Raw genomic sequence first — 26,836 nt, 5'->3', positions numbered from 1 at the left:
ATCCCCGTAGCTTCACGGACGTCATGCGTCCGTTGTGCGCGGCGGCGCTCCTTCTCCTGGCACTCGATACCGCCTCGGCGGCGGGCGCGCGCTCGTTCAAGAGCGGGCCGATCCAGATCACCGCCGACGGCTCGAAGGTCTGGGTCGTCAACCCCGATCACGATTCCATCTCGCGCATCGACACGGCGACCGATGCGGTCGTCGAGTTCCCGTTGCCGCAGCCGCCCGTCGGTCCGCCGGTGCGCCACGCGCCGCACGGCCTCTCGGTCGCCGAGGACGGCAGCGAGGTCTGGGTCGCCTGCCACGACTCGGACCGCGTCTACGTCCTGAGCGGCGCCGGCGCCGTCCTCGCGCGCATCGATCTTCCGTGGGGGAGCGGCCCGTACGGTGTCGCGCTCTCGCGCGACCAGTCGAAGGCGCTCGTCACGCTCCTCCGCGGCGCGCAGGTGGCGGTGATCGACCGCGCGACGCGCACGGTGACGGCACGGCTCGACACCTTCCGCACGCCGCTCGGGATCGCATGGCTGGAGGACGGCGTCTCGGCGTGGGTGACGCACCTCCACGTCATGGATCGCCTTCCGCGCGTGAGCCGGATCGACGTCTCGGGCGGCACGCCGCGCGTGACGACCGAGGAGCGCACCGACGGCGCGGGGCCGCAAGACAACGCCTCGCTCCACGATCCCATCCCCGCGCACAACGTCGCCGAGGGCGGTTACCTCAACTTCCGCGGCGGGTTGGCGCAGCGGCCGGGGACGACGAGGGTCTGGGTCGCGACGCAGTACTCGAACCGCAACCAGACCGTGATCACGCCCGACTCGATCATCCAGGCGGTCTTCCGGCAGATCGACCTCACGACGCGGCGCATCCCGAACACGATCACCGACAAGGTCATCGTGACGGCGATGCAGGTCCACGACCCGGCGACCTCCGCGTGGATCGGCCCCGGCTGGAACATGCCGGTCTCGGGCCCCGCCGATCTCGCGTTCACCGGTGACGGTGCCACCGTCTTCATGGTGGGCGAGCTGAGCGAGAACCTCCTCGTCATGCCGGCGACGACGCCGGCGTACGACGACGGCGTCGCACCGCATCCGGTCGCCGTCGGCGTCGGCCGCCGCCCGACCGGCATTGCGCTGGCTCCGGTCGCGATCGGCGGCAAGCAGATCGCCTACGTCGCGAACCTCCTCTCGCGCGACGTCTCGAAGGTCGACGTCACGACCTGGTCGTCGCCTGTCGAGCTGAAGCGGATCGCGGTGACGCCGGGGACCCCCGAGCCGCTCTCGGCATCGTTCCTGAACGGCGAGCGCGTGTTCCACGGGGCCGTCGATCCGCGCGCGTCGTCGAATCGCAAGGTGGCGTGCGGCTCGTGCCACATCTACGGAGAAGAGGATGGCCGTCAGTGGGATCTCCAGTTCCTGCCGGGCGCGCACGGGCCTCGGCAGACGCAGTCGATCCTCGGCCTCGGCGCGTCGTTCGGCGGGATCGACCCGGCGACCGGCCTCGGCCAGCTCCACCGCTCGGGCGATCGCGACGAGGTCCAGGACTTCGACCACACCTTCCGCGGCATCCAGATGGGAGGAACCGGCTACATCCCCGCGGCCCAGCTCCAGCCGCCGCTCGGGCCGCCGAACGCCGGGCGGAGCGCCGACCTCGACGACCTCGCGACCTATTGCCTGAACCTCCCGGCGCTCGCGCACAGCCCGCACCGCAACCCCGACGGCACGCTCTCCGAGGCGGCGATCCGCGGCGCGACCTTCTTCATGGGGAATGGCGGGAAGCCGGCCGACGGCAAGTGCGCCACCTGCCACGTCCCCGAGACCGGATGGACCGACTTCACGTTCCACGACGTCGGGCAGCGGCATGACGCCGGAGAGGCGGAGCTGAACACGCGGGCGCCGCTGTGGGGCGTCAACACGCCGTCGCTTCTCGGCGCCTTCGATTCGCCGCCGTACGTCGGGGTCGCGAAGCCCAAGGACGCCGAGACGCTCCTCGAGGCGATGATCGATTTCCGCACGCCGGGGCGCACGCAGCCTCATGGAACGCCCGGCGGGCTCACGAACCGCCAGCTCGTCGATCTCGCGGAGTTCGTCGCCTCGATCGACGGGACGACGACCGCCGCCGAGGCGAGAGCCGCCCTGGACACGGCGCCGCCGCGCGTCGTGCGAGTCGAGCCGGCGTCGTTGACACGCGTCGACGCGTGGCTCAGCGAGAGCGTGAATGCCGCCGCCGCGAGCCCGGCCGCGTGGCGCCTGCACGCGGTCGGCGGCGCCGACGTCGCGATCACCGGCGCGGTCCTCGACCCGCAGAACGGCGATCGCATCACGTTCACCGTCGCCGGCCTGCATCACGACTGCGGCCCCGCGACCTATCAGCTCGTTCCGCTGGGGCCGATCGCCGATGTCGCCGACCGCGCGAGCGGCGGGGTCGCGAACCTCCTCGACGTCAGCGATCCGCAGAACGCGAAGACATTCGTCGTCGGCGACACGCTCACCGTGACCTTCGGCGCGTCAGGGTACGAGAACTTCACCGTCCCCGTGCACGACTCCGGAACGGTGTACGGCAGCGTCGCCGGCGCGAACGGCTCCGTCTGGCTCCGCTCGAACAACGGCGGCACGCAGAGGAACACCGACTTCGTCCGCTTCGAATGGGAGAACGCCTTCGCTGCGACCGGAGTCTCGAATCCATCGAGCCTGACCGCCGCGAGCGTCGCGCTGGCGCCGTTCTGGGGCGATGCGCAGACGGTCGAGGCGCGGCGCGTGCTCCAGCGCTGGTGGGACTACGGCGGCCCCGATCAAACGCAGAACCCGGTGAACCCGACGAACGGGCACGGCGGCGCGACGTACCGCGACAGCGAGTTCAACGTGAAGGCGTGGAACCAGCCGAACGCCGCCGCGCGCGCCGCCGGCGTCAACGGAACGTCGACGGCCGACTACTTCGGCGCGCGCGACACCGCGTTCGATCCGGACGCCGTCGTCACGATGGGCTCGATCGTGAGTCCGGCGGTCCTCGGCGGCGCCGGTGTCCTCGATGCGTTCCGCTTCTGGCTCGCCCATCCCGCGAACGACTACGGCTACGCGCTCCAGCTCGCGGCCGGTGCTCAGCAGGAGACGAAGTTCCGGGCGAGCGAGGACGAGCTGAAGCAGTTCGGCCCCGTGCTCACGATCACCTATGCGCTCCCGCCCACGTCGAGCGCCGCGCCGCCCGAGGTCTCGTCGTCCGCCTCGGCGTCACCGCTCAGCGTCGACAAGGTGGGGAGCGATCTCTCGATCTCGTTCCAGGACCTCGGCGGCCAGGTGGGCGGCTACAACGTCTACGAAGGGTCGCTCGGCGCGTGGTACTCGCACGGCGCGAAGGCGTGCCAGCAGACGCCCCCCGCTTCGGCCGGCCGCCGCTCCGTCCAGATCACGCCCGCCGCCGGATCGTCGTACTACCTGGTGACGAGCTACGATCTCTGCCAGGAAAGCGCGAGCGGCTACAACTCGCAAGGCGCGCCGCAGCCGGCGGCGAATCTGACGTGCGCGCCGTAGAGGCCTACACCGCTTCTTTGTGGACACCTTTCACGGCGCGGCCGCTCGGGTCGGCGTTGGCGGCGAAGCTGGGGTCCCACGCGATGGCGGCGGGTGACGAGCAGGCCACGCTCGGCCCCGAAGGAATCGTGCGTGCGGCCCACTCACCCGGGAACAGCTCGTCGAAGATCGCCCGGTAGAGGAAGCTCTCCTTCGTCTGCGGCGTGCCGATCGGGAAGCGCTCGGCGGCGCCGGCGAAGTCGGCGTCGGAGACGCGCGCTTCGGCATAGGCCTTGAGCGAGTCGATCCACGAGTAGCCGACGCCGTCGGAGAACTGCTCCTTCTGCCGCCACAGGATCGGCTCGGGGAGCATGCCGGCGAACGCCTCGCGGACGATCCGCTTCTCGATGCCGCCGGCCTCGACCATCTTGTGACGCGCGTGCACGCGCATCGCGGCGTCGAGAAAGCGCGTGTCGAGGAACGGAACGCGCGCTTCGATCCCCCAGGCGGCCATCGACTTGTTCGCGCGCAGGCAATCGTAGAGGTGCAGGAGCTGCAGCTTGCGAACCAGCTCCTCGTGGAACGCGCGCGGGTTCGGCGCCTTGTGGAAGTAGAGGTAGCCGCCGAAGATCTCGTCGGAGCCTTCGCCGGAGAGGACCATCTTGACGCCGGTCGCGCGGATGCGGCGCGCCATGAGGTACATCGGCGTCGAGGCGCGGACCGTCGTCGTGTCGAACGACTCGATGTGCCAGATCACGTCGCGGAGGGCGTCGAGACCCTCTTGCACCGTGAACTCGAAGCCGTGGTGCACCGTGCCGATTCCCTCGGCGGCGCGCGCGGCGGCGGCGAGGTCGGGCGAGCCGGCGAGGCCGATCGCGAACGAGTGGAGGCGCGGCCACCACGCCCCTTCGCGATCGCCCGACTCGACGCGCTTCCCCGCGAACCCGGCGGCGAGCGCGCCGATGACCGACGAGTCGAGCCCTCCCGAGAGCAGCACGCCGTACGGGACGTCGGTCATGAGGTGCGCGTGGACGGAATCGGCGAGCGCGTCGTGGATCTCCTTCGGATGGACGTCGCGGTCGGCAACGGCGTCGAAGTCGAACCAATCGCGGTTCCAGTAGCGCACCGGAGCGGTGTCGCGGCTCGTCTGATAGTGGCCGGGAGGGAACGGCTCGACGTTGTCGCAGACCTCGAGGAGCGCCTTCATCTCGGACGCGACCGCGAGCGCGCCGTCGGGGCGGCGCCCGACGTAGAGCGGGACGATGCCGATCGGGTCGCGCGCGATGAGCCAGTCGTTCGTGGCGGAGTCGTAGAGGGCGAACGCGAACATCCCGCGCAGGCGCTCGACGAGGCGCGGACCGTCGCTCCTCCAGAGCGGCAGGATCACCTCGCAATCGGAATCTGTGCCGAAGGCGTCTCTGATCCCGATCTCCGAGCGCAGCTCCCGGTGGTTGTAGATCTCGCCGTTCACCGCGAGGACGAGCGCGCCGTCGCGCGAGCGCAGCGGCTGCGCGCCGTGGAGGAGATCGACGATCGCGAGCCGCTCGTGCGCGAGGACGGCGCGCGGGCCGGCCCAGACCCCGCTCCAGTCGGGCCCGCGGTGGCGGAGCAAACGTGCTTGCCGGACGGCGACGTCACGCGAGCCCGCGCCGGCCCCTTCGGGAACGTTCAGCAGGCAAAAGATGCCGCACATGAGGGAGGATCATAGCGTCCGGCGCCGCCGAAATCCGTATCCGGCCCTGACGATGTCGTCAGCGGCGCTCGAAAAGCCCGCCCGCATGCCCCGATCTCACATGGCCGCGCGGTTGCTTGAGCGCTCCTTCAGGAGCGAGGTGCGGGCATGGTGCACGAAGAGATCTACGACCTGGGCGACATCGATCCCAAGGCACGCCGGCCGGTCCTCGGCGCGGCGGCGACCGGCCACCACCGCGCGCCGGTCTCGAGCTTTCGAAGCTCCGCGCCGCCCGGAGTCGGGGGCGCGCTCGCGGGCAGCCTCTCTCTGGTGGTCCCCGGCCTCGGCCATATGCTCGCGGGCGAGATCGCGTGGGGTCTCTTCTATCTCACCGCCGTCGGCTTCTGCGCGGCGATTCTGTGGGCGCTCCTCGACACGCTCGAGCGGATCGTCCCGACGCTGCGCCTCCTCGACGTGCCCTCGGCGATCCTCGTCGTCGCGTTCATGTCGCTCGCGGGGCTCACGATGCTCTTGCACGTCGCCGCGGTCCTTCACGCCCACGCGATCGCGGCGCATCAGGACGGAACCGCACCTCATCCGATCGTCGCGGCAATCGCCTCGATCGCCGTTCCAGGCTGGGGCCAGCTCCTCGCCGGGCACCGTCGCCGCGCGGCGCTCTTCCTGACCGGGGTCTGGCTCCTCGGAACCGCGTGGCTCGTCGTCACGCCCACGGGGATCAAGCTCCTCGAACGCCTCGGCCTCTCTCTTCCGGGCGCGATCAAGGACGGCTGGGGACCGGCCGCGCTCCTCGCGACGCCGCTCGTGCTCTGGGTGATCGCCGTCTACGACGCGGCCGCCGGCGCCGCCGCCGAGCGGCGCGGCGCCTAGGGCAGCGCCTCGAGCGTCGCCGCGAACTTGGCCGCGATCTTCCGGAACCCCTTGTGCGTGGGGTGCAGCTCGTTCGCCCACCACGTCTTGTAGTCGCTCCCGGTCGGGAGCGATCCGCGGAGATCGACGAACGTCACGTGCGCGAAGTCCGGCAACGCGACGATCTTCTCGATCATCGCGTCGAACCGCTCGATGAGCGCCTTGGTCATCGCCTTCGTCGTGTCGAGGTTGCCGAACCCCTTTTGACGAAAACCCGGCTGCAGCCACGGCCCAGGCAGGAACGCCCACCCGCCGAGGAACCCGCGCCCATCGGGGACCGGATAGTCGTAGCCGTGCACGAGGATCGGCACCGGCCGGCCGAACTGCGCGCGGCATACCGCGGTCACCCGGCTCAGGATCGTGACGTACGCGAAGCGGATGCGTTGATCGATGACGCCGTCGAGGACCGGCTGGTTCAGCCCGGGGACCGGAGACGCCTGGTGGTCGAGGAGCATCGCGAACTCCGTCCCCGCGACGTCGTTCCCGCCTCCCGACACGAGGACCGCCCGCGGCACCTCGCCGCGCGCGTGCACCTTTTCGAGGCGCCGCGCGAAATCGTCGAGCTGCGTCCCACCGTACGCCATCGCCTCGATCGGGTCTCCCTTGTGCGCCACCGACTCGACGTCGTACCCGTAGTCGTCGTCGAGCACGCGCAGGATGTCGAGGAGCGGATAGTCGAACCACGAATCGCCTTCGGCGACGAGCACGCCGGGCCCGGCCGCGTCGCGCGCCGTCAGCGCACCTGCCCGTCGTTGATGAGCCCGAACCGCCTTCGCTCGCCGCTTCAACGCGTCGGCCCGCCGCGCCATGACCTCGCGCGCCTGGGTCTTGCCGGTCGCGAGCGCCTTCGCGATGCGCCTATCGGTTGCCACGGGGTAACCCTACCGCGTCCACATAAAAAATGAGCCCCGGGTCGCGCGTGGGGGTACGCGACCCGGGGCTTGGAGTGTTCAACTCATCGGGGTGGCGCGAGTCGTTCACTCCTAGACGCGTGACGGAGCACGGACGAACGCTCAGAGGTCCTTCAAGCCGAGTGCCATCGGGGTGCGATCACTTACGAACAACTCCGGACACGTGCATAGCCGGTTTACCTAAACCACCGAGGAATGGATTACATACCGGAGTGGTTTTGGGCGCGACATAAAGTGCACAGACAGAACGGACAAATTGTAAAGGTCAAACGTTAACGGGATGCAACGGGCTTTGGGGCTGGGAGAGGTCCACGGAGTCGAGTGATCTGCGACTCTCTCAGTGCCTCCTCGGGCGGGATTGGCCTTGCCCGAGATCAGTCGAAACTGGGAGCGAGCGAGTCGACATGAAAGCCTCGAGAAAATTGCCCCGCTCGATTGAATCCGAGTTGCGTGCGGTGCGGGCGGTTAAGGCCCTCGGTGCTCACAGGTTGTGGCTCCGCTTCGACAATGGGGACGAAGGCGAGATCGACATGAAGCCCTTCCTCGAGCCATTCACCAATCTCTTCGCCGCGCTGGAAGATCCAGACTATTTCGCGAGAGTCCGCGTCAGCCGCGCCGCACGCACGATTGCGTGGCCGAATGGGGTCGAGCTCGATCCCGACGTGCTTCACTCTCGCGTAACCGGAAAGAAGATCCGCTGGGCTCGCTGATAGCTCTAGAGACTCTCCCGCATCCGCTCTCGCCAATTCTCCGGCAGCCCCGCGAGCACGCTCGCTCTTTTCGCGATCCTCCGATCCGGATTCGGCAGGAACAGGCTGAAGATCTCGCGGATCGTGACGCGATCGCCTTCGGCGGGAACGAGCTCGATGGGGTCGCCCGCACCGATCGTGCCTTCCCGCAGGACCGCGAGGTAGAAGCCGCTTTTCAGCGATCGCATGAACCGCTTGATGATGTCGGGGCGGCCGAATCGGATTCCAAGCTTGAAGCACGGGAGGCGAGGCGTCGTGATCGCGAACTCGACGTCGCCGATCCGCAGGCGGTCGCCGGGAGCGACGTGATCTTCCGTCAAGCCTTCGGTCGTCAGGTTCTCGCCGAAGACGCCCCAGGGAAGCTCCGCGCTCGGCAGTTCCTTCCGCCAGAACGGATAGTGCTCCGAGGGGTAGGCGTAGACCGCCTTGTCGCGGCCGCCGTGGACCGTGAGGTCCGATTGCTCGTCGCCGTCGATGTTGAGGTGGGCGACGCGGACACGTCCCTCGACCGGCGTCTTGAAGATCGATGTGAGGACGATCTCGCCCTCGTACTCGACTTCACGAGGGCGGCCGAGGTTGACCGAGACGATCCTCACCGCTCGCCCAGCGCGTTGATCTCCTCGCAGCCGAGGATGCGCTTCTCGTGGCCCGCGAGGCCGACGGCGACGAGCGCGCGGCCGACGCGGCGCGTGTCGGTGACGTGACGGGGAGAGAGGCGGCGCAGTAGTCCGTAGAACGGGCGCAGGGCTGCGTAGAGGATGCGGTAATGCGTCACGCGCGTCCTGATCCCGTCGAGCGGCTGGATGTAGCCCGGCCGGAAGATGAAGGCACGGAACGGCATGCGCAGAAGGGCGTTCTCGGTCTTCCCCTTGACGCGCGCCCACATCGTGCGGCCGCGCTCGCTCGGGTCCGCGCCGTCGCCCGAGATGAAGCAGAAGGCGATGCGCGTGTTGACCGCGGCGATCGACGACGCGACGGAGAGCGTGAGGTCGTACGTCAGCCGGCTGTACTCGGCCTCGGTCATGCCGTACGACGCGGCGCCGAGGCAGTAGAAGCACGCGTCGCACGCCGGAAGCTCGTCCTTCACGGCGGAGAGGTCGAAGAGATCCTCGACCACGACGTCGCGGAGCTTCGAGTCCGTGACGCCCGTGGGACGGCGCCCGACCGCGAGCACCGAGCGTACGCGGCCGTCGCGGAGCGATTCGAGGAGCGCGGCACGGCCGATCATGCCGGTGGCGCCGAAGAGGAGGACGTTCACGTCAGCCGATCCAGACGAGATCCTGCCGCGCGACCTTGCGGCGCGTCTCGCGCAGGTCGTCGCCGCGCAGCTCGCGCAGAGCGTAGGTGACGAACTCGCGCGTCACGCGCTTGCGCCAGTGGAGGACAAAGTCGGTGTTGTCCATCGGCTTCGCGAGGGCGAAGGCGGCGTCGGCGGCGGCGGCGATGACGGCGTCGTCCTTCAGGGACTTGCCGACGAGCGCCTGCGCGGCTTCGGGTGCGAGAAGCGGGCGCGAGGCGACCGCGCCGAGGACGAGGCGTGCGTCCTCGACGACGCCGCCCTTGGTCTTCACCGCCGCGGCGACCGAGAGGACCGGGAAGTCGAAGCTGCCCCTGCGGCGGAGCTTCCAGTAGACGCTCCGCCATCCCGCGGCCGGCGGCAGGACGACGTTCGTGAGCACTTCGTCGAGGCGGCGCGTGAGGTAGTGCATGCCGTCGTTCTCGTAGAGGTCGGCGAGCGCGACCTCGCGCGGGCCCTCCTGCTTCGAGACGAGAGTGACGGAAGCCCCGAGCGCGATGAGCATCGGGGCGGTATCGGTCGAGGAGACGGCGAGGCAGCGGTCGGAGCTGGTCGCGACCCAGCAGGTATCGCCGTCCTTCTTCATGCAGAAGCCGATCGCGCGGCGCCAGTCTTCCGTCTGATCGTAGTAGTTGCAGCGTGTGTCGAGGCAGAGGTTGCCGCCGAGCGTGCCCATGTTGCGGAGGTGCGGCGTCGCGATCTGCGCGGCCGCCTGGTGGAGGCCGGCGTAGTGCGCCCTCACGCGCGCGTCGTGCGCGATCTCGGTGAGCGTGAGGCCCGCGCCGAGGACCATGCCGTTTCCGTTTCCGGAGTGGCGGAGGTCGGCCGCATGCGCGAGCGAGACGACGACCTTCGGCGTTTGCTGGCGGCGCTTCATGTTGGGAAGGAGGTCGGTCCCGCCCGCCATGAGCATCGCCTCGCCGGGCGCGTGATCGGCGAGGATCGCGGCGGCCTCGTGGGCCGACTTGGGAGCCATGTACGTGAAGAGCGGGAGGCGCAGCACGGTCAGACCTTCTCGGCGAGCTTGGCCGAGCGCTTGCGATCGGGATCGTTGACGGCGTTGCCGTCGCCGCCTTCCCACGGCGTCGGCACGATCATAGGCTCGGGGTAGGCGATGTCGGGGAACGCGTCGGGGCCGAACCGGCCGGGCTTTCCCTTCGCCTTGTCGTCGAGCGCTTTCAGGATCTTTTCCGGCGTGACCGGCGTCTCGTCGATCCGCACGCCGACCGCGTCGTACACGGCGTTCGCGACCGCCGGCATGATCGGGAGGAGCGGGCCCTGGCCGACCTCCTTGGCGCCGAACGGCCCGCGCGGGTCGGGGTGCTCGATGAGCTCGGTATCGACGTCGGGCATGTCGAGCGTCGTCGGCGACTTGTACTCGAGGATCGACGGGAACTTGTGGACGAGCGCGTGCGACAGCCGCGGCGGCAGGCGTCGGAACGTCTGCTCCTCCATGAGCGCCTCGCCGAGTCCCATGTAGACCGATCCTTCGACCTGGCCGCGCGCGAGCGTCGGGTTGAGCGCGCGGCCGATGTCGTGCGCGATCCAGACCTTCGGGACGTGGATCCAGCCGGTCACCGGGTCGACGTCGACCTCGACGACGCACGCGGTGTACGAGTAGGTCGGCGACGGACCGACGCCGCCCCCCTTGTAGCGCGCCGGCGACCGCGGCGGCGTGTACGACCCCGTCGTCCCGAGCGTGCCGAACTCCGCCTCGGCGAGGATCACCGCTTCCTGGAAGGTGACTCCCTTGTCCGGATTCTCGGTGTCGAACACGCGGCGCTCGGCGAAGACGAGACGTTCCTTCGGGACCTCGAGCTTCTTCGCGACCGCCTGCGCGAGGAGATCGCGCGCGCGCTCGGCCGCCTGGATCGCCGCGTTCCCCATCATCAAGGTGACGCGGCTCGAATAGCTCCCGAGATCGACCGGCGTGAGATCGGTGTCGCCGGTCACGTAGCGGACGTCGAACGGATGGATGCCGAGGATCTCCGCGACGATGTTGACGAGCACGTCGTCCGAGCCCTGGCCGACCTCCGTCGCGCCGCAGAAGGCGGTGACGCCGCCGCTCCGGTCGAGCTTGAGCTGGACCCCCGAGTGCGGGAGCTTGTTCCAGTAGATCGGCAGCCCCGCGCCCGAGAGGTAGGACGAGCAGGCGAGCCCCAGCCCCTTGCCGTGCGGGAGCTTCTTGAACCGGTTCGCCCAGTCCGAGCGCTTGACGACCGACTTGATGCAATCGGCGAGGCCGATCGTCTGGACGTGCATGTAGTTCGCGGTGACGGTGTTCTCGGTCTCCACGATCTTGAGGCGGAGCGCGGCCGGGTCGAGCGCGAGCGCCTCCGCGATCTTGTCGAGCTGGACCTCCTGTCCGAACCGCGGCTGCGGCGTCCCGTGGCCGCGCTTCGGCCCGCACGGCGGTTTGTTCGTGAACATCCGGCACGCCTCGAAGCGGTAGCGCGGGATCCGGTAGGTCACGGTCTGCAAGGCCCCGGTGTAGAAGGTCGAGGCGACGCCGTACGAGCCGTAGGCGCCGCCGTCGATGAGCGTCTTCAGGTGCATCGCGGTGATCGTGCCGTCGTTCTTGACACCGGTCTTGAATCGCATGAGCACCGGGTGGCGGCCGCGGTGGCAGTAGAAGACCTCTTCACGGGTGAGCGTGATCTTGACCGGCCTGCCGAGGATCATCGCCGCCTTCGCGACGACGATCTCGTGGCTAAACGGATCGGTCTTCCCGCCGAACCCGCCGCCGTTCGGGCAGGCGATGACGCGGATGTGCGCGGCGGGCATGTCGAGCGCGCGCGCGAGCGCGCGGTGCAGGTAATGCGGCACCTGCGTCGAGGACCAGATCGTGAGCTTGCCGTCGCCGTCCGGCGCCGCGATCGCGGCGTGCTGCTCGATCGGCAGGTGCGTGTTGCCCTGGAAGAAGAAGACGTCCTCGAAGACGCGGTCGGACGACGCGAACGCCTCGTCGGTGTCGCCGAAGCGGAACGAGACCCGCTTGTGGACGTTGCCTTCCTCGCCGTACTCGTGGATGCGCGGAGCCGGGTGGGCGTACGCCTCCTCCGGCGTCGCGCGCGCGGGGAGGACCTCGTAGTCGATGTCGATCGCGCCGAGCGCCTCGGCGGCGGTCGCCTCGTCCTTCGCGACGACGGCGGCGATCGGGTCGCCGACGAAGCGCGCGCGGTCGCGGCAGAGCGGGTCTTCGTCCTGCGAGACCGGCAGGATGCCGAACGAGATCGGAAAGTCCCGGCCGGTCAGCGTGAGCAGGACGCCCGGCAGCTTCGCGGCGCGCGACGCGTCGACCGATCGCAGGACCGCGTGGGGGACGCTCGACCGGAGCAGCTTGCAGACGACGGTGCGAGGGAGCACGACGTCGTCGGCGAAGCGTGTCGCACCGATCACCTTCGCGCGCCCATCGACGCGGCGGCGGGGCTTCCCGATCGTGTTGCTCATCGCTTGCGCACTTCGGCCGCGAGCGGGTCGCCGGTCTTCGCCCAGCGCTCGGACCCGGCCTCGGTGCGCTCGCCCCGCAAGCGCGCCGCCGCTTCCTCGACCGCCTCGAAGATCTGGTTGTAGCCGGTGCAGCGGCAGAGGTTCCCCGAGAGCGCGTCGGCGATCTCGTCCCTGGTCGGGCTCGGGTTCGCCTCGAGGAGATGCTTCGCGGTCAGCAGGAAGCCGGGCGTGCAATAGCCGCACTGGGCGGCGCCGAGATCCGCGAACGCCGCCTGCAGGGGGTGGAGCGCGCCGTCGCGGCCCGCCATCCCCTCGACCGTCTCGACCGATCGGCCGTCGCACGCCGCCGCGACCACCAGGCACGAGAGCACCGGCGTGCCGTCGAGGAGCACGGCGCAGGCGCCGCATTCGCCCAGCTCGCAGCCGTGCTTCGTTCCGGTCAGGCCGAGGTCCTCGCGGAGGACCTCGAGGAGCGTCTTGTACGGAGCGACGGCCGCCTCGACCGCCTCTCCGTTGACCTTGAGGGCGAGGGGCAGGAGCGCTTTCACCGGGGACCCCCGAAAGAGGAGCCCGCAGTTTATCGCACCGTCAATAGCCCCCGCCGCCGCTCGAAGTGCCGCTCAGGGAACCCGCCGCCGAGTCGAACGTGACGCCGCCGATCGGCGTGCCGGTGCTGTCCAGGGCCTGGGGCGCCGGGCTCGTCGCGATCGCGAGCGAGGTGGTCCCCGCCGCCTGCAGGGCGAACGTCAGGTTGACGATCGTCGTGTTGGCCGTGGTGCTGTTCCCGGTACCGCCTCCGAGCTTCGACACGCCGACGACGACGTGCGTCGCATCGCTACCCGACACGTCGGCCTCGGCCTGGATCGTCTGCCCGCCCGATGCCATCAGCGTGTCGCCCGGCGACGCGGAGCTCGGAACGAACTTTGCGGTCGTCGTGTTGCCGACGACGACGTCGAACGCGAACGAGTAGAGATCGGCCGAGACCGGGCCGTAGAGAACGGCCGAGACGACGACGTGCGAGCCGCTCGACGACTTCTTGACGAGCTTGATGAGACCGGGGGATGTCGCGGTCGAGCTGGCGGTGAAGCCTCCGCCGATACCGGAGCTGCCGCTGCTTCCGCCGCACCCCAAGGCCCACAAGGATCCCGTGATGAGAGCGGCGAGAGCGACGCGAGACGCCACGCGCGCGCTGTTCATGATTCGCCTCCATCCGGCGAGGAAGAATCGCCATCAGGGAGTATAGGCCCCGGCTTGCGACGGCCCCGCCCGCCGCGGCGCCGCCTCGCCTTGCGTGGGGACGGATTCGTATGCGGTTCCACCGGCGTCGGACTCGCCGCCACGACGTCTGCGCCGTAGCGATCGGTGTCGCCGTCGCTCGATTCGGTGTGGCGCTTGGGGACCGACGGGAGCGCCGCGAAGAAATAGTTGTCGTCCCACACCGGCGGCATCGTCGCGGCGCGCACCGGCGCCGGTGCGGGAGACGATGCCGGCGCCGACGGCGATTCCTCGCGCTCGCGATGCCGGCGTCTCCCGCCGCGCCGCCCGCGTCGCCGGCGCTCGCCGCCGTTCGTTCCCTCGGCCGGCCTCTCGTGTGCGGCCTCGTGTGCGGCCTCGTGCGCGGGCACCGCCTGCGCGCCGGGCTCGTCGAGCGACTCGCGCCACGCCGTCGCCGACTCCGCGAAGATCCCTCCCAGGACCGGGCCCAGGGCGTCGAGCATGGCGAGCGCGTCGGCGAACGCCGGCCGCCGCATGAGCGTATGACGCGTCCCGCGGCGGAGCGGCTTCCAGGGGACCATCCGTTGAAGGATGATGAGGGTCTGCCGCGTGTGCTCCTGGTCGCGCCGCGAGAGCCGCAGCCTCAGGGCGATCGGCCGGAGCACCGCTTCGATGATGCCGCGCACGTCGCCGCGCGGCTCTCGCCGCTCTTCACCGCCGAGCGGCCAACCGAGCTGCGGCGCCGCCGCGGCGAAGAGCAGAGCGGAGAAGATCTCGGCGGTGCCGACCGCGGCGCCCGCCGCCCAGCGCCGGTCGATCGCATCGAGCAGGGCCAGGAGCGCCCGTCGCTCCGCGCCGTTCTCCGCGTAGAGGGAGGCGACCTCGGGGAGGATGATCTCGAAGACGCCGGTCTCGAAGCACAGCTCGAACGAGCGGCGCCCGGCGCCCCCGCGGCAGAACCGGTTGAATTCCTCGAGCACGCGCGGCGGCGCCGCCTTGGGGATCTCGCCGCGCGTCGCCGTGAGCGCCGCCAGGGTCCCGCTCTCGATCGCGAAGTCGAGGCGCGCGGCGAACTTGATGGCGCGGAGGATGCGGATCGGATCCTCGCGGAACCGCACCGCCGGGTCGCCGATCGTCCGGACGAGCTTGCGGCGGAGGTCGGAGAGACCGTCGGCGTGGTCGATGACCGTCTCCGCGTTGACGTCGTAGAAGAGCGCGTTGATGGTGAAGTCGCGCCTGAGGGCGTCTTCTTCGGGGGTGCCGAAGACGTTGTCGTCGCGGATGAGAATGTCGTCGGCCTCGACCGCCGGCGCTGCCGTCGCCGCGGCAGCGGCTTCGTCCGCCTCGGCGCCGTTATCCTTCGCCCGGAAGGTCGCGACCTCGATGATCTTGCCGTTCTGGAAATAGATGTGCGCAAGCCGGAACCGGCGGCCGATGATCCGGCAGTTCGAGAAGAGGCGCTTGATCTGGCGCGGCGTCGCCGAAGTGCCGATGTCGAAATCCTTCGGCTTCCGCTCGAGGAGCAGGTCCCGCACGCAGCCGCCCACGAGATACGCGGTGTGGTCGAACCGAGCGAGGCGCTTCACGATCCGCACGGCGTCGGCGTCGAGGTCCTGGAGGGCGACGGGGTGGTGTACGACTTCCGGGCCGCGGTGGACCGGCACGACGGCCGGTACGTTTGCAGCGGGCGCGGCGGGCGCGGCCTCGGCCGCGGCGGCCGCCGCTCGCCCGGGCTTGCGGCCCAGGAGCGCCCGGATCTTCTTCAGAACCATGCGACGAAACTATAGCCCAGCGGGGAGCAGTTCATTTCCATCGGAAGATCCTATCGAGCGGGTCGATCTCGACCCGTTTCGGCTCGAACGGAACGATGTAGAAGACCGACGTCGAGGCGTCGTCGATCTCGACGGTCTCGCGCTGCTCGCCGCCGGGACCGTAGAGGACGACCTCGACGGGCAGCGCAAAGACGCCGCGCTTCTGCACGAGCTGGAGGTCGGCGCGGTAGCCGCCGGACGATGCCGGGAAGGCGCTCAGGGTCGCGGCGATTTCCGGCGCCCCGGCCCGCCCGAACCACTCGTCGAACGCGCGTTCGAGCGACCGGCCCGCGTGCTTTTCCATCACGGCGCGCACCGCGGCGAGCGAGAGGGGCGAGGGTCCCGCGTGCGCGACGAGCTCCCTCACGGCGTCGAACATGGCGCGGTCGCCGGCCGTCAGGCGGATCATGTCGGGAACTGCGGAGCCCTTCCCGCGGAGGAGCGGGGCGGGAGCGTCGTGCCGGGCCGTCGCGATCGGCACGTCCCCCGACCGGAGCGCGAAGTACTCGGCCCGCGCGGCGGTGATCGCTCCGGGGACGGGAAGATCGCGGTCGCGGGCGAAGACGCACGCCTCCCACGCCGCAAAGGCGTCGACCCACGCGCCGTCGCCGGCGATGAGCTGGCCCCACCACTGACCGGCGAGGAGGTCGGCGGCATCCGACGGGCCGGCGAGCGGCGCTTCCGATCCGACGATCACGATTCCGCTCGCCTCGACGCGCCCCGTGTATCCGGGGAGGACGGCGAGCGCGAGCTCCGAGAACGGGTACGGCGACAGCGCGCCCGAGAGCCAGCTCAGTGCGGGCGCGACCGACGACTGGACCCGCTCGAGGGCGAGCGGTCCCGCCCCCGCGAGGACGAACCGGGTCCCCGGGATCGCACCCTCCTTGATGGCGAGATCGGGCGCGGCGGCCACCGCGAGCGAGCGCACCGGCTTCGCGGCGGAGGTCGCCACCGAGCGCCAGCCCTTCGGCAGATGGACCGCGAGCGTGCCGGTCGCCCACGTGGACGGGAGCGACGGATACCACGGTGTTGCCGGGGCGAGCACGGCGCGGCGCTCCCCGATCTCGGAGTCGGAGTGGCCGCCCGGGGCGCCGGCGATCGCGAAGGTCAGCGTGCGGGTCTCCGCGATCGGCGGATCGACGTCGACGATGATCTCGGGCCCCGCCTGGCGATGCTCGATGACCCCTTCGCTCGCCGACGAGCGCTTGACGGCGAGCCCCTCGTCGATCGCGAACACGAGGTGCGTCGCCCCCGGCGCGCGCACCGTCACCGCGGCCGTCTCGTGAAGCGTGCCGGCCTGGGGATCGATCGACACGTCCACTGCGAACCGCTCGAGGATCGGTTCCGACGCGAAGCCCCGGGTGGCGGCGGCGAGGCCGATCGACAGGCCGACGGCGAGGACGCGCAGCGCGCGAGGCATCGTCGGGAAGGTACGTTGCCCCGGCGGGACCGTCAAAGCATTCCGAGGCGTCTTTCCGTTGAACGGCCGCCTCCGCTTCGGTATGTTTTCATCGTCATGCTAGCGAAAAGCCTCATGGTGACCCATATCGCGACCGTCAAAGACGACCTGCCGGTCGAGGACCTCTGCGACGTCCTTCAGGCGGCGCACGTCAACGGCCTGCCGGTCCTGAACGACGGGGGCGAGCTGGTCGGGATCGTCACCGAGCAGGACGTCCTCTACGGCACCATGGGAGGGGACAACGGCGACGGCCACCCCGCGCTCCTCGTCCGGGACATCATGACGTCCCCCGCGGTCTGCGCGACGGGCGACACCGACGTCGTCGAGCTGTGCCGCCTCATGTGGGGGATGCGGATCCACCGGATCCCGATCGTGAGCGACGGGCGCTTCGTCGGCATGGTTTCTTCGCTCGACCTCGTCCGCGCGGTCGCCGAGGGGGCCCTGCGTCCGTGACGACGCCCTCCCAGCTCATCGCCCTCCTCAATGCTCTGACCCTCGGCGACCTCGACGCGATCCGCGCGCGACTCGCCGAGGCCGAGAGCGTGCTCGAGGGGCTCGGTCACGACGAGGTCGCCTCGATCGTCGGCGAGGCACGCACCGCGCTCTCCGGCGGCGACCTCAAGACGTACAAGAAGCGCGTCGCGACCGCGATCGCCAAGCTCGGCCACCTGCGTTGAGCCCGAGGCGGCGCCAGGTCTTCACGGCCGCGGCGGTGCAGATGCGCTCGACGACCGATCGTGAGCGGAATCTCGCCCTGGCCGAGCGCCTGGCCGCGCGTGCCGCCGCGGCCGGGGCCGAGCTGATCGCGTTCCCCGAGAACGTCGCCTATCTCCGCCGTGAGGGCGAAGCCGCGCCGCCGGCCGAGCCTCGGTCCGGTCCGACGTTCAGGCGGTTCGCCGCGATGGCGAAGAAGCACGGCGTTCACGTGCTCGCGGGCTCGATCGCGGAACGGGGAGGGCGCCGTGGCCGCGTCTACAACACGTCCGTCCTCTTCGGCCCCGACGGCCGCGCCGCGGCCGCGTACCGGAAGATGCACCTCTTCGACGTCGCGATCGGCGACCAGGCGGTCTTCCGTGAGTCGGCGTTCGTTCAGGCCGGCGAGCGCCCGGTGGTGGCGCGCACTCCCCTCGGCCCGCTCGGCCTCTCGATCTGCTACGACCTTCGCTTTCCGGAGCTGTACCGGCGCCTCACGCTGCGCGGGGCGACGGTGCTCCTCGTCCCCTCGGCGTTCACCGCCTACACGGGCCGCTTCCATTGGACCGCGCTCCTCCGCGCTCGTGCGATCGAGAACCTCGCGTGGGTCATCGCCCCGGCGCAGTGGGGCACGCACCATCCGGGCCGCGTCTCCTACGGCCACACGGCGATCGTCGATCCGTGGGGGGAGGTCGTCGCGGAGAAGGCACGCGGGGACGGCGTCGTCGTGGCGAGCATCGACCTCGATCGCCAGGCCGAGATCCGCCGCGAGCTTCCGGCGCTCCGCCACGTGCGGCGCACCCTGTTATCCTGAGCCGATGATCTGCCCCGTTTGCCGAGACGAATACCGCCCCGGGTTCACACGCTGCGCGACCTGCGACGTCGACCTCGTCGAGTCGCAGGGGGCGACGCCCCGCGCGAAGCCGCCGGCGGCCGTGATCGCCGAGGTCGCCGCCGACGAGGGGATGACGAACTTCTGCGGCTTCATGAATCTCGAGGAGGCCCGGGCGGCACGCGATTCCGTGCGCGCCTCGAACCGGCGCGCCGAGATCGTGATCTGCGAGGCGCCGGGCGCGAAGCTCAGCGAGCCGTTGAAAGAGGAATACTGGCTGCGCGTCGCCCCCAAGGACCTTCGCGCCGTCGCCGAGCTCATCGGCTACGAGCCGCCGCAGCCCGTATCGACCGACGACGACACGTTCAACTGCTCGGCCTGTGGCGCGACGGTGCACGCGAGCGACGCCCAGTGCCCGGGGTGCGGCCTGAGCTTCGAGGAATGAGCCCGCGCCGGATCGAGACCGTCCTTCTCGATGCCGGCGGCGTGCTGCTCGATCTCGACTACGCGTTTCTTCAGAGACTGCTCGACGCACGTCACGTGAAGACGGCGGTGGGCGAGCTGTCGCTCGCCGAGTCGATCGCACGCACGGCGATCGACCGCCGCGTACGTGAAGGCGGGCGGACTTCGGATGCGTGGCGCGACTACTTCCGCATCCTCCTCGCCCGCGTCGGCGTCCCGCCGGAATGGACCGAGGAGATCATCGACACCCTCGCCGAGGCCCACGAGCGCGTCGGTCTCTGGACCGTCGCGATCGACGGCGCGGTGGACGCCGTGTCAAAGCTGAAGCGCGCGGGGTACCGCCTCGGCGTCGTCAGCAACGCGGAAGGCCGGGTCGAGCGCGATCTCTCCGGCGCCGGCTTCGCGGGTCTATTCGAGACGGTCGTCGACTCGCACCTCGTCGGCGTGGAGAAACCCGACCCGAAGATCTTCCACATCGCGCTCGAGCGGCTGAAGGCGCCGGCGGAAACGGCGCTCTTCCTCGGCGACGTCCCCGCGGTCGACGTCGCAGGCGCGGAAGCCGCGGGCCTTCGCGCCGTCCTCCTCGACCGGCACGACCTCTACGCCGACGCGACAGCCAGGCGCGTCACGTCCATCCGCGACTTCCCGGGGATGGTCCAGTCGCTCTAGTTCTTCCGGAGCTGCTCGAGGAGCTTCCTCGGCCGCGGGTTGTCCGGCGCCAGCGCCGAAGCCCGCTCGAGATGCAAGGTCGCCTCGTCGCGCGCACCGCGCTTCACCAGAAGGACCGCGAGGTTGTAGTGGATCTGCGCGTAGTCGGGGTAGATCTCGAGCGCGCGGCGCATGTGGTCCTCGCCCTCCGCGTCGCGGCCGGCGGCCGCGAGGAAGATCCCGGCGCCCGCCTGCAGCTTCGCGGACGACGGGTAAGTCCCGACGTCGGTCGTCGCCAGGGTGAGGTTGTCCTTCCAGACGGAGTTTCGCTGCCACGTCAGGGTCGCCAGCGAGGCAGCCGCCACGATCGAGGCCGCGACCACGATCGTCTTGCGCGAGGCGAACGACGCGCCGATGTGCCCCGCGAGCAGGCAGACGCCGAGAGACGGCAGATAGGCGAGGCGCTCGGCCATGATCGTGCCGGTCGGGAACAGGAGGTTCGACGCTGGAAGGAAGAAGACGAGCCACAGAGCGGCCGCCAGGGCCACCGGCCGGTTCCGCCGCATGACGGCGAAGACGACGGCAGCGAGGAAGGCGAGGCCGCCGAGCAAGCGCGGGTCGACCACGGAGCGCACGACCGGGATGACGTCGAACGAGTAGTCGCACGACAGGGGGTGTGGCCATACGGCGAGGAGCGCGTACTTCAACTGGACCCACGTCGCGGTGAAAAGGCGGGGGATGACTCCCGCCGCCGCGGCAGGATTGTCGAGCGGGATCGCCGACCCGGCGCCCTGGTGCGGCCCGAGCGCGATGACGCGCAGCACCAAGAGCACCGCGATCGCTCCCGCCAAGCCGGCGTAGGACGACCATGGTCGTCGCTCGCCCCGGAGGCGGTCGTCGGCCCAGAACAGAACCGGCGCGAGCACGACCCCTTCCTTCGACAGAACCGCCGCGAGGAAGAGGAGGGCCGCGGCGACGCGCCGCCCGGAGCCGTGCGCGAGCCACGCGCCGAGGACGAAGAGCGCGGCGAGAAGCTCGGCGCGGCCGGCCACATTCGCCACCGCCTCCGCGTGGAGCGGATGCACGGCGAAGAGCGCCCCGCCGAGGAGAGCCGTCCCGTAGTGCGTGCCTGCGCGGCGCAGCACGAACCAGACGAGCGCCGCGACCGCGGCGTTCAACACGATGTTCACGGCGTGGTAGCCGCGCGGACCAGCGCCGGCCACCGCGCGGTTCACAGCGAAGCTCGCGAGGGTCAGCGGGCGGTAGAGGCCGGAATTCTCCCCGGAGCTGGCGCCGTAGGGCTGAACGAAGAGGCGAGGGACCCCCTCGAGTGTCGCGACCGCCGGGTTGTCACGGACGAGCGCGACGTCGTCGAGGGCGAATCCGTTGCCGAGCGTGCCGAGATTGACGAGGAGGGCGGCGAAGGCGACGAGGAGAGGCCAGCGCGCATTCGCCCCCGTCCGCATCAAAACGCGTAGGCGTATCCCACGAGGATCGTGAAGTTCGGCGCCGCGTCGGTGAGGCCCGCGGAGAGCGATGCACGGAGCTGGCCGCGCTGCCAAGCGTGCCAATCGACGCCGCCGACGAGCTGAGCGACCGAGTCCATCCCATCGAAGCGCTCGGTCTCGACCTGGGCTTCCGCGGTCATCGTGACCGAGTTCGCCAAGTGGAAGAGAGCGTTGACACCGAGCTGGAACGAGGTCTTGCCGCTGAGATCGGCGCCGAAGACCCGGCCCGTGCCGTTGAAGCGCACGCCGACGTTGCCGCCGACCGACATGCTGTCCATCTTGTAGCGCATCGACCCGAACGCCTGCGCGCCGAACGAGTTGAAGCCGAGGCCGATGCTGTCGTCGCCGGTCGGGATCGTCGCCAGGACACCGGCGGCGAAATCGAGGCCGTCGCTCACGTTCGGGAAGAAGTACTTACCGTAAACCTCGAGATCGGTCGCGCCGGTCCCGTCGTCGATCCCGGGGTCCGCGTTCGTGTTGGCGAGGCCGAAGTTGCCGCCGAGCTCGAGGTTCTTGACCGGCTGGAAGGCGACGACGCCGCGGAAGAGCAGGGCGTCGAAAGGCAGCTTGTCGCCTCCGTTCAGGTACTCGATCTGGCCCTCCCACCACTGCGAGGGGACGATCGCCGCCTCCTGCGCGAACGAGAGGAAGAGGCGGTCGGTGGTGCCGTTCCGCTGCGACGCGGCCGGGGTCGTTTGAGCGGCGGCCGCGGAGGCGGCGAGAGCGGCGGCGAGGACGACGGCACAACGGGGGGGATTCAACAGACGCATGAGTTTCCCTTTCATGTCGAGCGAGGGCTGGTTGGAGCCGCGGAGCGAAGCCGGGCAGCGGGTCCGTTCGTGGAGCGACGGCATTGTGCTGGCCGTCACGCGACCTGTCAAATACGAGAACGGAATCAGCGCGCGGAGGTCACGTTGCCGGAGCCGTGCGACGACGCGGAGGCGGCGGTGATGATCGTCGCCTGCTCGTCGGGGGCGAGCAGCGGCGGCCCGCACGTGCGCGGCATCGCTCCGCCGTGCTGCGCGATGAGGTCGAGCACGAAGCTCTCTTCGGTCCGGCGCGCCTGGTGGATGCGTCCGGCCGCGTGCGGCACCGCGACACAGAAGACCACCTCGCCCTGGGCGGTATTGAGGAACCCGGCGAGCACCGTGATCCCGCCGTCGGTCGACGTCAGCGTCCCCGTCTTGGCGACGAGCGCCTTGGCGTACGGCGGCGACGCGAGCCGCGGGAACGCGCCGGTGACGGTTCCCGGATCGCATCCGGACACCGGGAGGAGCTGCTCGACCGGGAGGCCGATTCCCGAAGCCGTCGCGCGGAATCCGCGGAGCATCGCGACGATCTGCCGGGGCGACAGGCGGTTCTCGCCGAGCCCCGAGGTCGTGTCGACGAGGACGGGGGCATTCGCCGCCACGAGACGGTCGGCGAGCATCACGGCGAGATCGCTCGGCGAGCCGATCGACATCCCCACGCGCTCGATGTCGTTGTTCGAGAAGCAATTGAAGCGCCGGAGGGTGTCCGCCAAGGCCTTGCTGCGGTGCTCGAAGAGGAGCGTCGTGGTCGCCGGCTCGCGCTCGTACTTGATCCCGCCGATGACCTGGACGCTCGGGACGGGATTGCGCGGCGTGCCGGTGCGGGCGACGTAGTCGATCCAGGCCGAGCGTGTGTGGCGCGTCCAGCGGCGGACGTCGAGGACCGAGCGGAGGCGCGCCGCCATCGTCTCGGCGCGCGCGTCCTCGTCGGGGTTCCGTCCCTCGGAGCCGTTCTCCCAGCCCATCCAGAACGACGCGTCGACGACGACCGACCCCGTGATGCGCTTGATCCCCATCTTGTTGAGCGACTGCGCGACGAGGAACGCGTTCTCGGCCTGGAAGTCCGGATCGCCGTTGCTCTTCACCACGAGGTCGCCGCGGAGCTGGCCCTTCTCGGGCTCGAGAGTGCCGCGGGCGTAGAAGCTCGTCGTGAAGCGGTAGTCCGGGCCCAGCTTCTCGAGCGCCCACCAGGACGTGGCCACCTTCATGACCGACGCCGGGTTGATCGGCGCGTCGGCGTCGCGCGAGTCGAGGACCGTGCCGTCGATCGACTCGACGTGCCACACCATCGCGGGCGGCTTCACCGCGCGGTGCGTGGCGTGCCGGGTGTTCTTCGCGGGCCGCGCGGGCGCGGCGGCTTCCGAGGGATGGACGAAGGCGAGGGCGATCAGGAGGGCGAGGGCGAGACGACGTCCGGTCAAGGTCAAAGCAGTGCTCCTGGAAGGTTCATGAAGCCATCAAGAAGTTAGGTCGGGACTCAGTCGAAGTCGAGGGGATTGCGGGGCTTCTTGCCGGGATCGCTCGCGGCCTTCTTCTTCGCCTCCTCGAACTTCCTCTGGAGGAGGTCGTCGAGATTCTTGGTCCGCTCGAAGGCCTTCGAGAACGCATCTTCGCGGCGCGCCGCGCCCGATTTCACCTCGGTCATCGCTTGCTCGAACGACGCCCCCGGGTCGGTCTTCGGCCTCTCTTCCGAGAGGATCGTTCCCGTACCGGCGTCGACGACGAGCTTCGTGCCGCAGCAGGGGCAGTCGACGAGGACGTTCTTCCCAGGGCCGCTCACGCGACCATTGTCGCGCGCCGGGAGATTCGAATCAACCGCGCGGATGCGGCCCTTCGAAGATCGCGATCGTCGCGCCCCATCCTCCACGCGCCGGGTCCGCATCGGCGAACGAGCGCACGAGCGGGTGGCGCGCGAGGAGAGCGCGGACGATCTCGCGCTGCGCGCCGATCCCGCGTCCGTGGATGATGCGCACCTCGGAGAACCCGGCCTCGTGCGCCGCCTCGAGGTAGGACAGGACGACGTCGTGGACGTCCCTGGGCGCGAAGGCGTGGAGATCGATCGAGTCCTCGATCGGGAGGCGGACTTCCTCGTCGCTCACGCTTGGTATCATGCGCGAAGCCGTGACCTCCGCCACGCCCACTCCGATCGCGCCGGTCGCCGGGCTGCGGGCAGAGACGGGCCGCCTCCTCAAGCTCGCCGGGCCCGTGATGATCGCCTACCTGGGGACCATCTCGATGGGAACCGTCGACATGAAGATGGCGGGTCTCCTCGGGGCTCAGGCGCTCGCGGCGGCGGCGCTCGGCCATACCTGGAGCGTGACCGCCGCGATCTTCGTGTGGGGCGCCGGTCGTGCGCTCGATCCTGTCGTCGCGCAGGCTCAAGGGGCGGGAGATGTGCGCGGGGCCGGGCTCGGGCTCACGCGAGGTCTCGCGATGACGGCGGTCCTCGCGATCCCGGTCGCCGGTCTCTACGCGTTCGCGGGGCCGGTGCTCCGCGCCCTCGGCCAGCCCGGCGAGCTGGTCCCGATGGCGCGGGCGTTCTGCCTCGGGCTCATCCCCGGTCTGCCGGCGATCTTCGCGTTCATCGTGCTCCGCAACTTCCTCCAGGCCGTCGGCGTCGTGAGGCCGGCGAGCTACGCGATCCTCATCGCGAACCTCGCCAACGCCGGCCTGGACTACGTCCTCATGTTCGGCAAGCTCGGTCTCCCCGCTCTCGGTGTCACCGGCTGCGCGATCTCCACGTCGATCAACGAGTGGCTGATGCTCGGCCTGCTCGTCTTCTTCTCGCGGCGTACGCTCAAGACGTACTGGCCGGGATGGGCGGGCGCCTTCGACGCGGGGCCGCTCCGCCGGATCACGCGCCTGGGCGTGACCCTCGGCGCGCAATTCGCGCTCGAAGTGTGGGCGTTCCACGCCGCCGGATTCATGATGGGGCGCCTCGGGACGACCGCGTTCGCCGCGCACGCGATCGCGATCAACCTCGCGACGATCTCGTTCATGGTCCCGGCGGGGATCGGCGCCGCGGCGGCGACCCGGATCGGACACCTCGTCGGCTCGGGAAACGCGTGGCCGCGCTCCGCGGCGCTCGGCATCGGGCTCGGTGCGCTCGTCATGATCGTGCCCGCGGCACTCTTCATCTTCGCTCCGCGGGCGCTCGCATCCTTCTATACGGGCGACGCCGCCGTGCTCGCGGCGGCCGCGATCATCCTCCCGCTGGCCGGGGCGTTCCAGCTCTTCGACGGCATCCAGGCGGTCGCCTTCGGCGTGCTGCGCGGCGCCGGAGATACGCATCTTCCCGCCGCGGCGAACGTGATCGGCTACTGGGTCCTGGGACTCCCGGCGGGCTGGATCCTCGCGTTCACGCTGGATCGAGGGGTCGGCGGCGTGTGGAGCGGTCTCGTCCTCGGTCTCGCCGTCGTCGCGGCGATCCTGCTGGCGCGCGTCGCGTTTTTGGCGAAACGGGGGGCACGGAGGGTGGTGCTGTAAGAAGGTCGACTGTGATCCCGTCCTTTCCCTCGCTGCTACAATGCGTTCTTCTGTTTTCAGGTTTCCCGACGAGGAGATTCGATGCGTTTGCCGACGTCCGCGCGCCTCACGATGACGATCGCGACCGCCGCCCTGCTGGGCGTAGCCGCCGGGTGCGGCGGTTCCCCGAAGGACAAGGCCCCGGAATCGGCGTCTCCAGCCCCGGCCGCCGCTGCGCAGGCGCCGTCGAGCGCTCCTCCTCAGGCACCGCCGCCCGCCGCCGGCGAGGCGCCGCCGCCCTCGCAGCGCGCGCAGGCCGCGCCCCCCGACAGCCCGGTTCCCCCCGGCGTCGATCCGAAGAAGCCGGTCGCGATGGTCAACGGCAAGCCGATCCAGGCCGAGAAGGTCTACTCGGTCTGGCAGATGAACAAGATGATGCTCCAGCAGCGCGGCCGCACCTTGAACCCGCAGGAAGACCAGATGCTCAAGGCGCAGAGCCTCCAGGTCGTCGTCGCCGACGAGCTGCTCTACCAGACGGCGACGGCCCAGCACATCACCGCCACACCCGCCGACGTCGACGCCGAATTCAAGCAGTGGCGCACGCGCGTCGGCTCCGACGACAACTACAAGAGCTTCCTCAAGACCTCCGGATTCACCGAGGCCGACATCCGGCACGAGCTCGAGCGGAACTTCATCACGACGAAGTACCGCAAGTCGCTCGCGGCCGGCCAGGGGGTCACCGAGGAGCAGGCGAAGGACTACTACGCGAAGAATCCCGACGTCTTCAAGGTTCCCGAGCAGGCGCACGCGCAGTACATCCTCTTGAAGTGCACCGACCGCGATCCCGAGAGCGTGCGTGCGGACGCGAAGAGCCGCGCCGAAGAGGCCCAGAAGAAGGCCACGGCGGGCGAGGACTTCGGCGCGCTCGCGAAGCAGTACTCGCAGGACGGCACCGCTTCCCGCGGGGGCGACATCGGCTTCTTCCCGCGCGGCGTCATGTTCCCCAAGTTCGAGGAGATCGCCTTCGCGCTCAAGCCGGGCGAGGTCTCGCAGGTCTTCCAGACGCCGACCGGGTGGAACGTGCTCAAGCTCGTCGAGTTGAAGCCGCCGGGTGTCCGGCCGTTCGACGAGATCAAGACGCAGCTCATGCTCGAGATGGGGCAGATGTTCGAGCAGAACGTCGTCAACGCGAAGGTCCAGGAGCTGAGCAAGACCGCGAGGATCTCCATCCTCGATCCGTCGTTCGCGCCCCCGGCTCAGGCGGCGGCGAACGTACCTCCCGCAGCGGCCGGCGATCATCGCCAGGTGCCGGTCAAGAAGGCGCCCCCGAAGCCCTAGAACAATAAGGGGACAGCTACCGAATTAAATGGGGACATTCTGCTTTTACTTTCAGAGCTTCGAACCGCAGAAGCTCTGAAAGTAAAA

The 26,836-nt window shown here is 69.9% G+C and carries 25 protein-coding genes; 10 read left to right on the top strand and 15 right to left on the bottom strand.

Annotated elements, in window-relative coordinates; translation table 11 throughout:
- Positions 1 to 23 precede the first annotated feature (23 nt).
- Positions 24 to 3,524 (top strand): hypothetical protein, encoded by a 3,501-nt coding sequence (locus VFV19_12305; protein HEX4825081.1) that lies wholly within the window; start codon positions 24 to 26, stop codon positions 3,522 to 3,524.
- 4 nt (positions 3,525 to 3,528) lie between these two features.
- Here VFV19_12305 and asnB read toward each other — a convergent pair whose 3' ends face one another.
- Positions 3,529 to 5,196 (bottom strand): asparagine synthase B, encoded by a 1,668-nt coding sequence (asnB, locus tag VFV19_12300; protein ID HEX4825080.1) that lies wholly within the window; start codon positions 5,194 to 5,196, stop codon positions 3,529 to 3,531.
- A gap of 147 nt (positions 5,197 to 5,343) precedes the next feature.
- On the opposite strand from asnB, the gene VFV19_12295 reads away from it, so the two are divergent.
- A complete protein-coding gene (locus VFV19_12295) occupies positions 5,344 to 6,063 on the top strand; it encodes a hypothetical protein (protein ID HEX4825079.1) in 720 nt (239 codons plus the stop codon).
- On the opposite strand, the gene VFV19_12290 is transcribed toward VFV19_12295, so the two are convergent.
- Positions 6,060 to 6,974, bottom strand: coding sequence for an SGNH/GDSL hydrolase family protein (locus VFV19_12290; GenBank protein HEX4825078.1), 915 nt, complete (start codon positions 6,972 to 6,974; stop codon positions 6,060 to 6,062). The two genes, VFV19_12295 and VFV19_12290, sit on opposite strands and share 4 nt — an antisense overlap.
- 443 nt (positions 6,975 to 7,417) lie before the next feature.
- On the opposite strand from VFV19_12290, the gene VFV19_12285 reads away from it, so the two are divergent.
- Entirely contained in the window at positions 7,418 to 7,723 is a 306-nt protein-coding gene (locus VFV19_12285) for a DUF2442 domain-containing protein (GenBank protein ID HEX4825077.1), read from the top strand.
- A gap of 5 nt (positions 7,724 to 7,728) precedes the next feature.
- On the opposite strand, the gene VFV19_12280 is transcribed toward VFV19_12285, so the two are convergent.
- The 8 genes from VFV19_12280 to VFV19_12245 are packed head-to-tail and all read right to left on the bottom strand — an operon-like array spanning position 7,729 to position 16,955.
- Positions 7,729 to 8,358 (bottom strand): MOSC domain-containing protein, encoded by a 630-nt coding sequence (locus tag VFV19_12280; protein HEX4825076.1) that lies wholly within the window; start codon positions 8,356 to 8,358, stop codon positions 7,729 to 7,731.
- Positions 8,355 to 9,020, bottom strand: a complete 666-nt coding sequence (locus VFV19_12275) for an NAD-dependent epimerase/dehydratase family protein (GenBank protein HEX4825075.1) — start codon at positions 9,018 to 9,020, stop codon at positions 8,355 to 8,357. The genes VFV19_12280 and VFV19_12275 overlap by 4 nt, the downstream gene beginning before the upstream one ends.
- Position 9,021: 1 nt before the next feature.
- A complete protein-coding gene (locus tag VFV19_12270; protein ID HEX4825074.1) occupies positions 9,022 to 10,062 on the bottom strand; it encodes an FAD binding domain-containing protein in 1,041 nt (346 codons plus the stop codon).
- Positions 10,063 to 10,064: 2 nt separating this feature from the next.
- Positions 10,065 to 12,509, bottom strand: coding sequence for a molybdopterin cofactor-binding domain-containing protein (locus tag VFV19_12265; protein HEX4825073.1), 2,445 nt, complete (start codon positions 12,507 to 12,509; stop codon positions 10,065 to 10,067).
- Positions 12,506 to 13,057, bottom strand: a complete 552-nt coding sequence (locus tag VFV19_12260) for a (2Fe-2S)-binding protein (GenBank protein HEX4825072.1) — start codon at positions 13,055 to 13,057, stop codon at positions 12,506 to 12,508. The genes VFV19_12265 and VFV19_12260 overlap by 4 nt, the downstream gene beginning before the upstream one ends.
- A gap of 40 nt (positions 13,058 to 13,097) precedes the next feature.
- Positions 13,098 to 13,706, bottom strand: coding sequence for a hypothetical protein (locus tag VFV19_12255; GenBank protein HEX4825071.1), 609 nt, complete (start codon positions 13,704 to 13,706; stop codon positions 13,098 to 13,100).
- Positions 13,703 to 15,496: a CCA tRNA nucleotidyltransferase gene (locus tag VFV19_12250; GenBank protein HEX4825070.1), complete on the bottom strand. Its 1,794-nt coding sequence runs from the start codon at positions 15,494 to 15,496 to the stop codon at positions 13,703 to 13,705. Before VFV19_12250 ends, VFV19_12255 begins: the two co-directional genes overlap by 4 nt.
- Positions 15,497 to 15,527: 31 nt before the next feature.
- Positions 15,528 to 16,955, bottom strand: a complete 1,428-nt coding sequence (locus VFV19_12245; GenBank protein HEX4825069.1) for a hypothetical protein — start codon at positions 16,953 to 16,955, stop codon at positions 15,528 to 15,530.
- Positions 16,956 to 17,051: 96 nt separating this feature from the next.
- On the opposite strand from VFV19_12245, the gene VFV19_12240 reads away from it, so the two are divergent.
- From VFV19_12240 to VFV19_12220, 5 genes are read left to right on the top strand one after another with little or no spacing between them, the layout of a single operon-like run.
- On the top strand, positions 17,052 to 17,447 hold the full coding sequence (locus tag VFV19_12240; GenBank protein HEX4825068.1) for a CBS domain-containing protein: 396 nt from the start codon (positions 17,052 to 17,054) through the stop codon (positions 17,445 to 17,447).
- Positions 17,444 to 17,671 (top strand): hypothetical protein, encoded by a 228-nt coding sequence (locus VFV19_12235; protein ID HEX4825067.1) that lies wholly within the window; start codon positions 17,444 to 17,446, stop codon positions 17,669 to 17,671. Before VFV19_12240 ends, VFV19_12235 begins: the two co-directional genes overlap by 4 nt.
- Complete coding sequence (locus VFV19_12230; GenBank protein ID HEX4825066.1) at positions 17,668 to 18,501, top strand: carbon-nitrogen hydrolase family protein; 834 nt, start codon at positions 17,668 to 17,670, stop codon at positions 18,499 to 18,501. Before VFV19_12235 ends, VFV19_12230 begins: the two co-directional genes overlap by 4 nt.
- Positions 18,502 to 18,505: 4 nt before the next feature.
- On the top strand, positions 18,506 to 18,964 hold the full coding sequence (locus tag VFV19_12225) for a hypothetical protein (protein HEX4825065.1): 459 nt from the start codon (positions 18,506 to 18,508) through the stop codon (positions 18,962 to 18,964).
- On the top strand, positions 18,961 to 19,650 hold the full coding sequence (locus VFV19_12220) for an HAD family hydrolase (protein HEX4825064.1): 690 nt from the start codon (positions 18,961 to 18,963) through the stop codon (positions 19,648 to 19,650). Before VFV19_12225 ends, VFV19_12220 begins: the two co-directional genes overlap by 4 nt.
- Here the strand turns inward: VFV19_12220 and VFV19_12215 are convergent.
- The 5 genes from VFV19_12215 to VFV19_12195 all read right to left on the bottom strand — a co-directional run bounded on the left by VFV19_12215 (position 19,647) and on the right by VFV19_12195 (position 24,045).
- Entirely contained in the window at positions 19,647 to 21,095 is a 1,449-nt protein-coding gene (locus VFV19_12215) for a DUF1736 domain-containing protein (protein ID HEX4825063.1), read from the bottom strand. The genes VFV19_12220 and VFV19_12215 overlap by 4 nt on opposite strands.
- Complete coding sequence (locus VFV19_12210) at positions 21,095 to 21,907, bottom strand: hypothetical protein (GenBank protein ID HEX4825062.1); 813 nt, start codon at positions 21,905 to 21,907, stop codon at positions 21,095 to 21,097. Before VFV19_12210 ends, VFV19_12215 begins: the two co-directional genes overlap by 1 nt.
- 125 nt (positions 21,908 to 22,032) lie before the next feature.
- Positions 22,033 to 23,367 carry a D-alanyl-D-alanine carboxypeptidase gene (locus tag VFV19_12205; protein ID HEX4825061.1) on the bottom strand — a complete coding sequence of 445 codons (1,335 nt, stop codon included), beginning with the start codon at positions 23,365 to 23,367 and terminating at the stop codon, positions 22,033 to 22,035.
- A gap of 56 nt (positions 23,368 to 23,423) precedes the next feature.
- On the bottom strand, positions 23,424 to 23,726 hold the full coding sequence (locus VFV19_12200; GenBank protein HEX4825060.1) for a hypothetical protein: 303 nt from the start codon (positions 23,724 to 23,726) through the stop codon (positions 23,424 to 23,426).
- 31 nt (positions 23,727 to 23,757) lie between these two features.
- Complete coding sequence (locus VFV19_12195) at positions 23,758 to 24,045, bottom strand: Smr/MutS family protein (protein HEX4825059.1); 288 nt, start codon at positions 24,043 to 24,045, stop codon at positions 23,758 to 23,760.
- A gap of 22 nt (positions 24,046 to 24,067) precedes the next feature.
- Here VFV19_12195 and VFV19_12190 point away from each other — a divergent pair, with 22 nt between their 5' ends.
- Entirely contained in the window at positions 24,068 to 25,432 is a 1,365-nt protein-coding gene (locus VFV19_12190; GenBank protein ID HEX4825058.1) for an MATE family efflux transporter, read from the top strand.
- Between the two features lie 81 nt (positions 25,433 to 25,513).
- The gene (locus VFV19_12185) at positions 25,514 to 26,749 is read left to right on the top strand and encodes a peptidylprolyl isomerase (GenBank protein HEX4825057.1); all 1,236 of its coding nucleotides are present in this window, start codon (positions 25,514 to 25,516) and stop codon (positions 26,747 to 26,749) included.
- Positions 26,750 to 26,836 lie beyond the last annotated feature (87 nt).

This window comes from Candidatus Polarisedimenticolaceae bacterium (assembly GCA_036275915.1).
In the GTDB taxonomy this organism is placed as follows: domain Bacteria; phylum Acidobacteriota; class Polarisedimenticolia; order Polarisedimenticolales; family DASRJG01; genus DASRJG01.
This window is presented reverse-complemented; position numbering and strand designations above follow the sequence as displayed.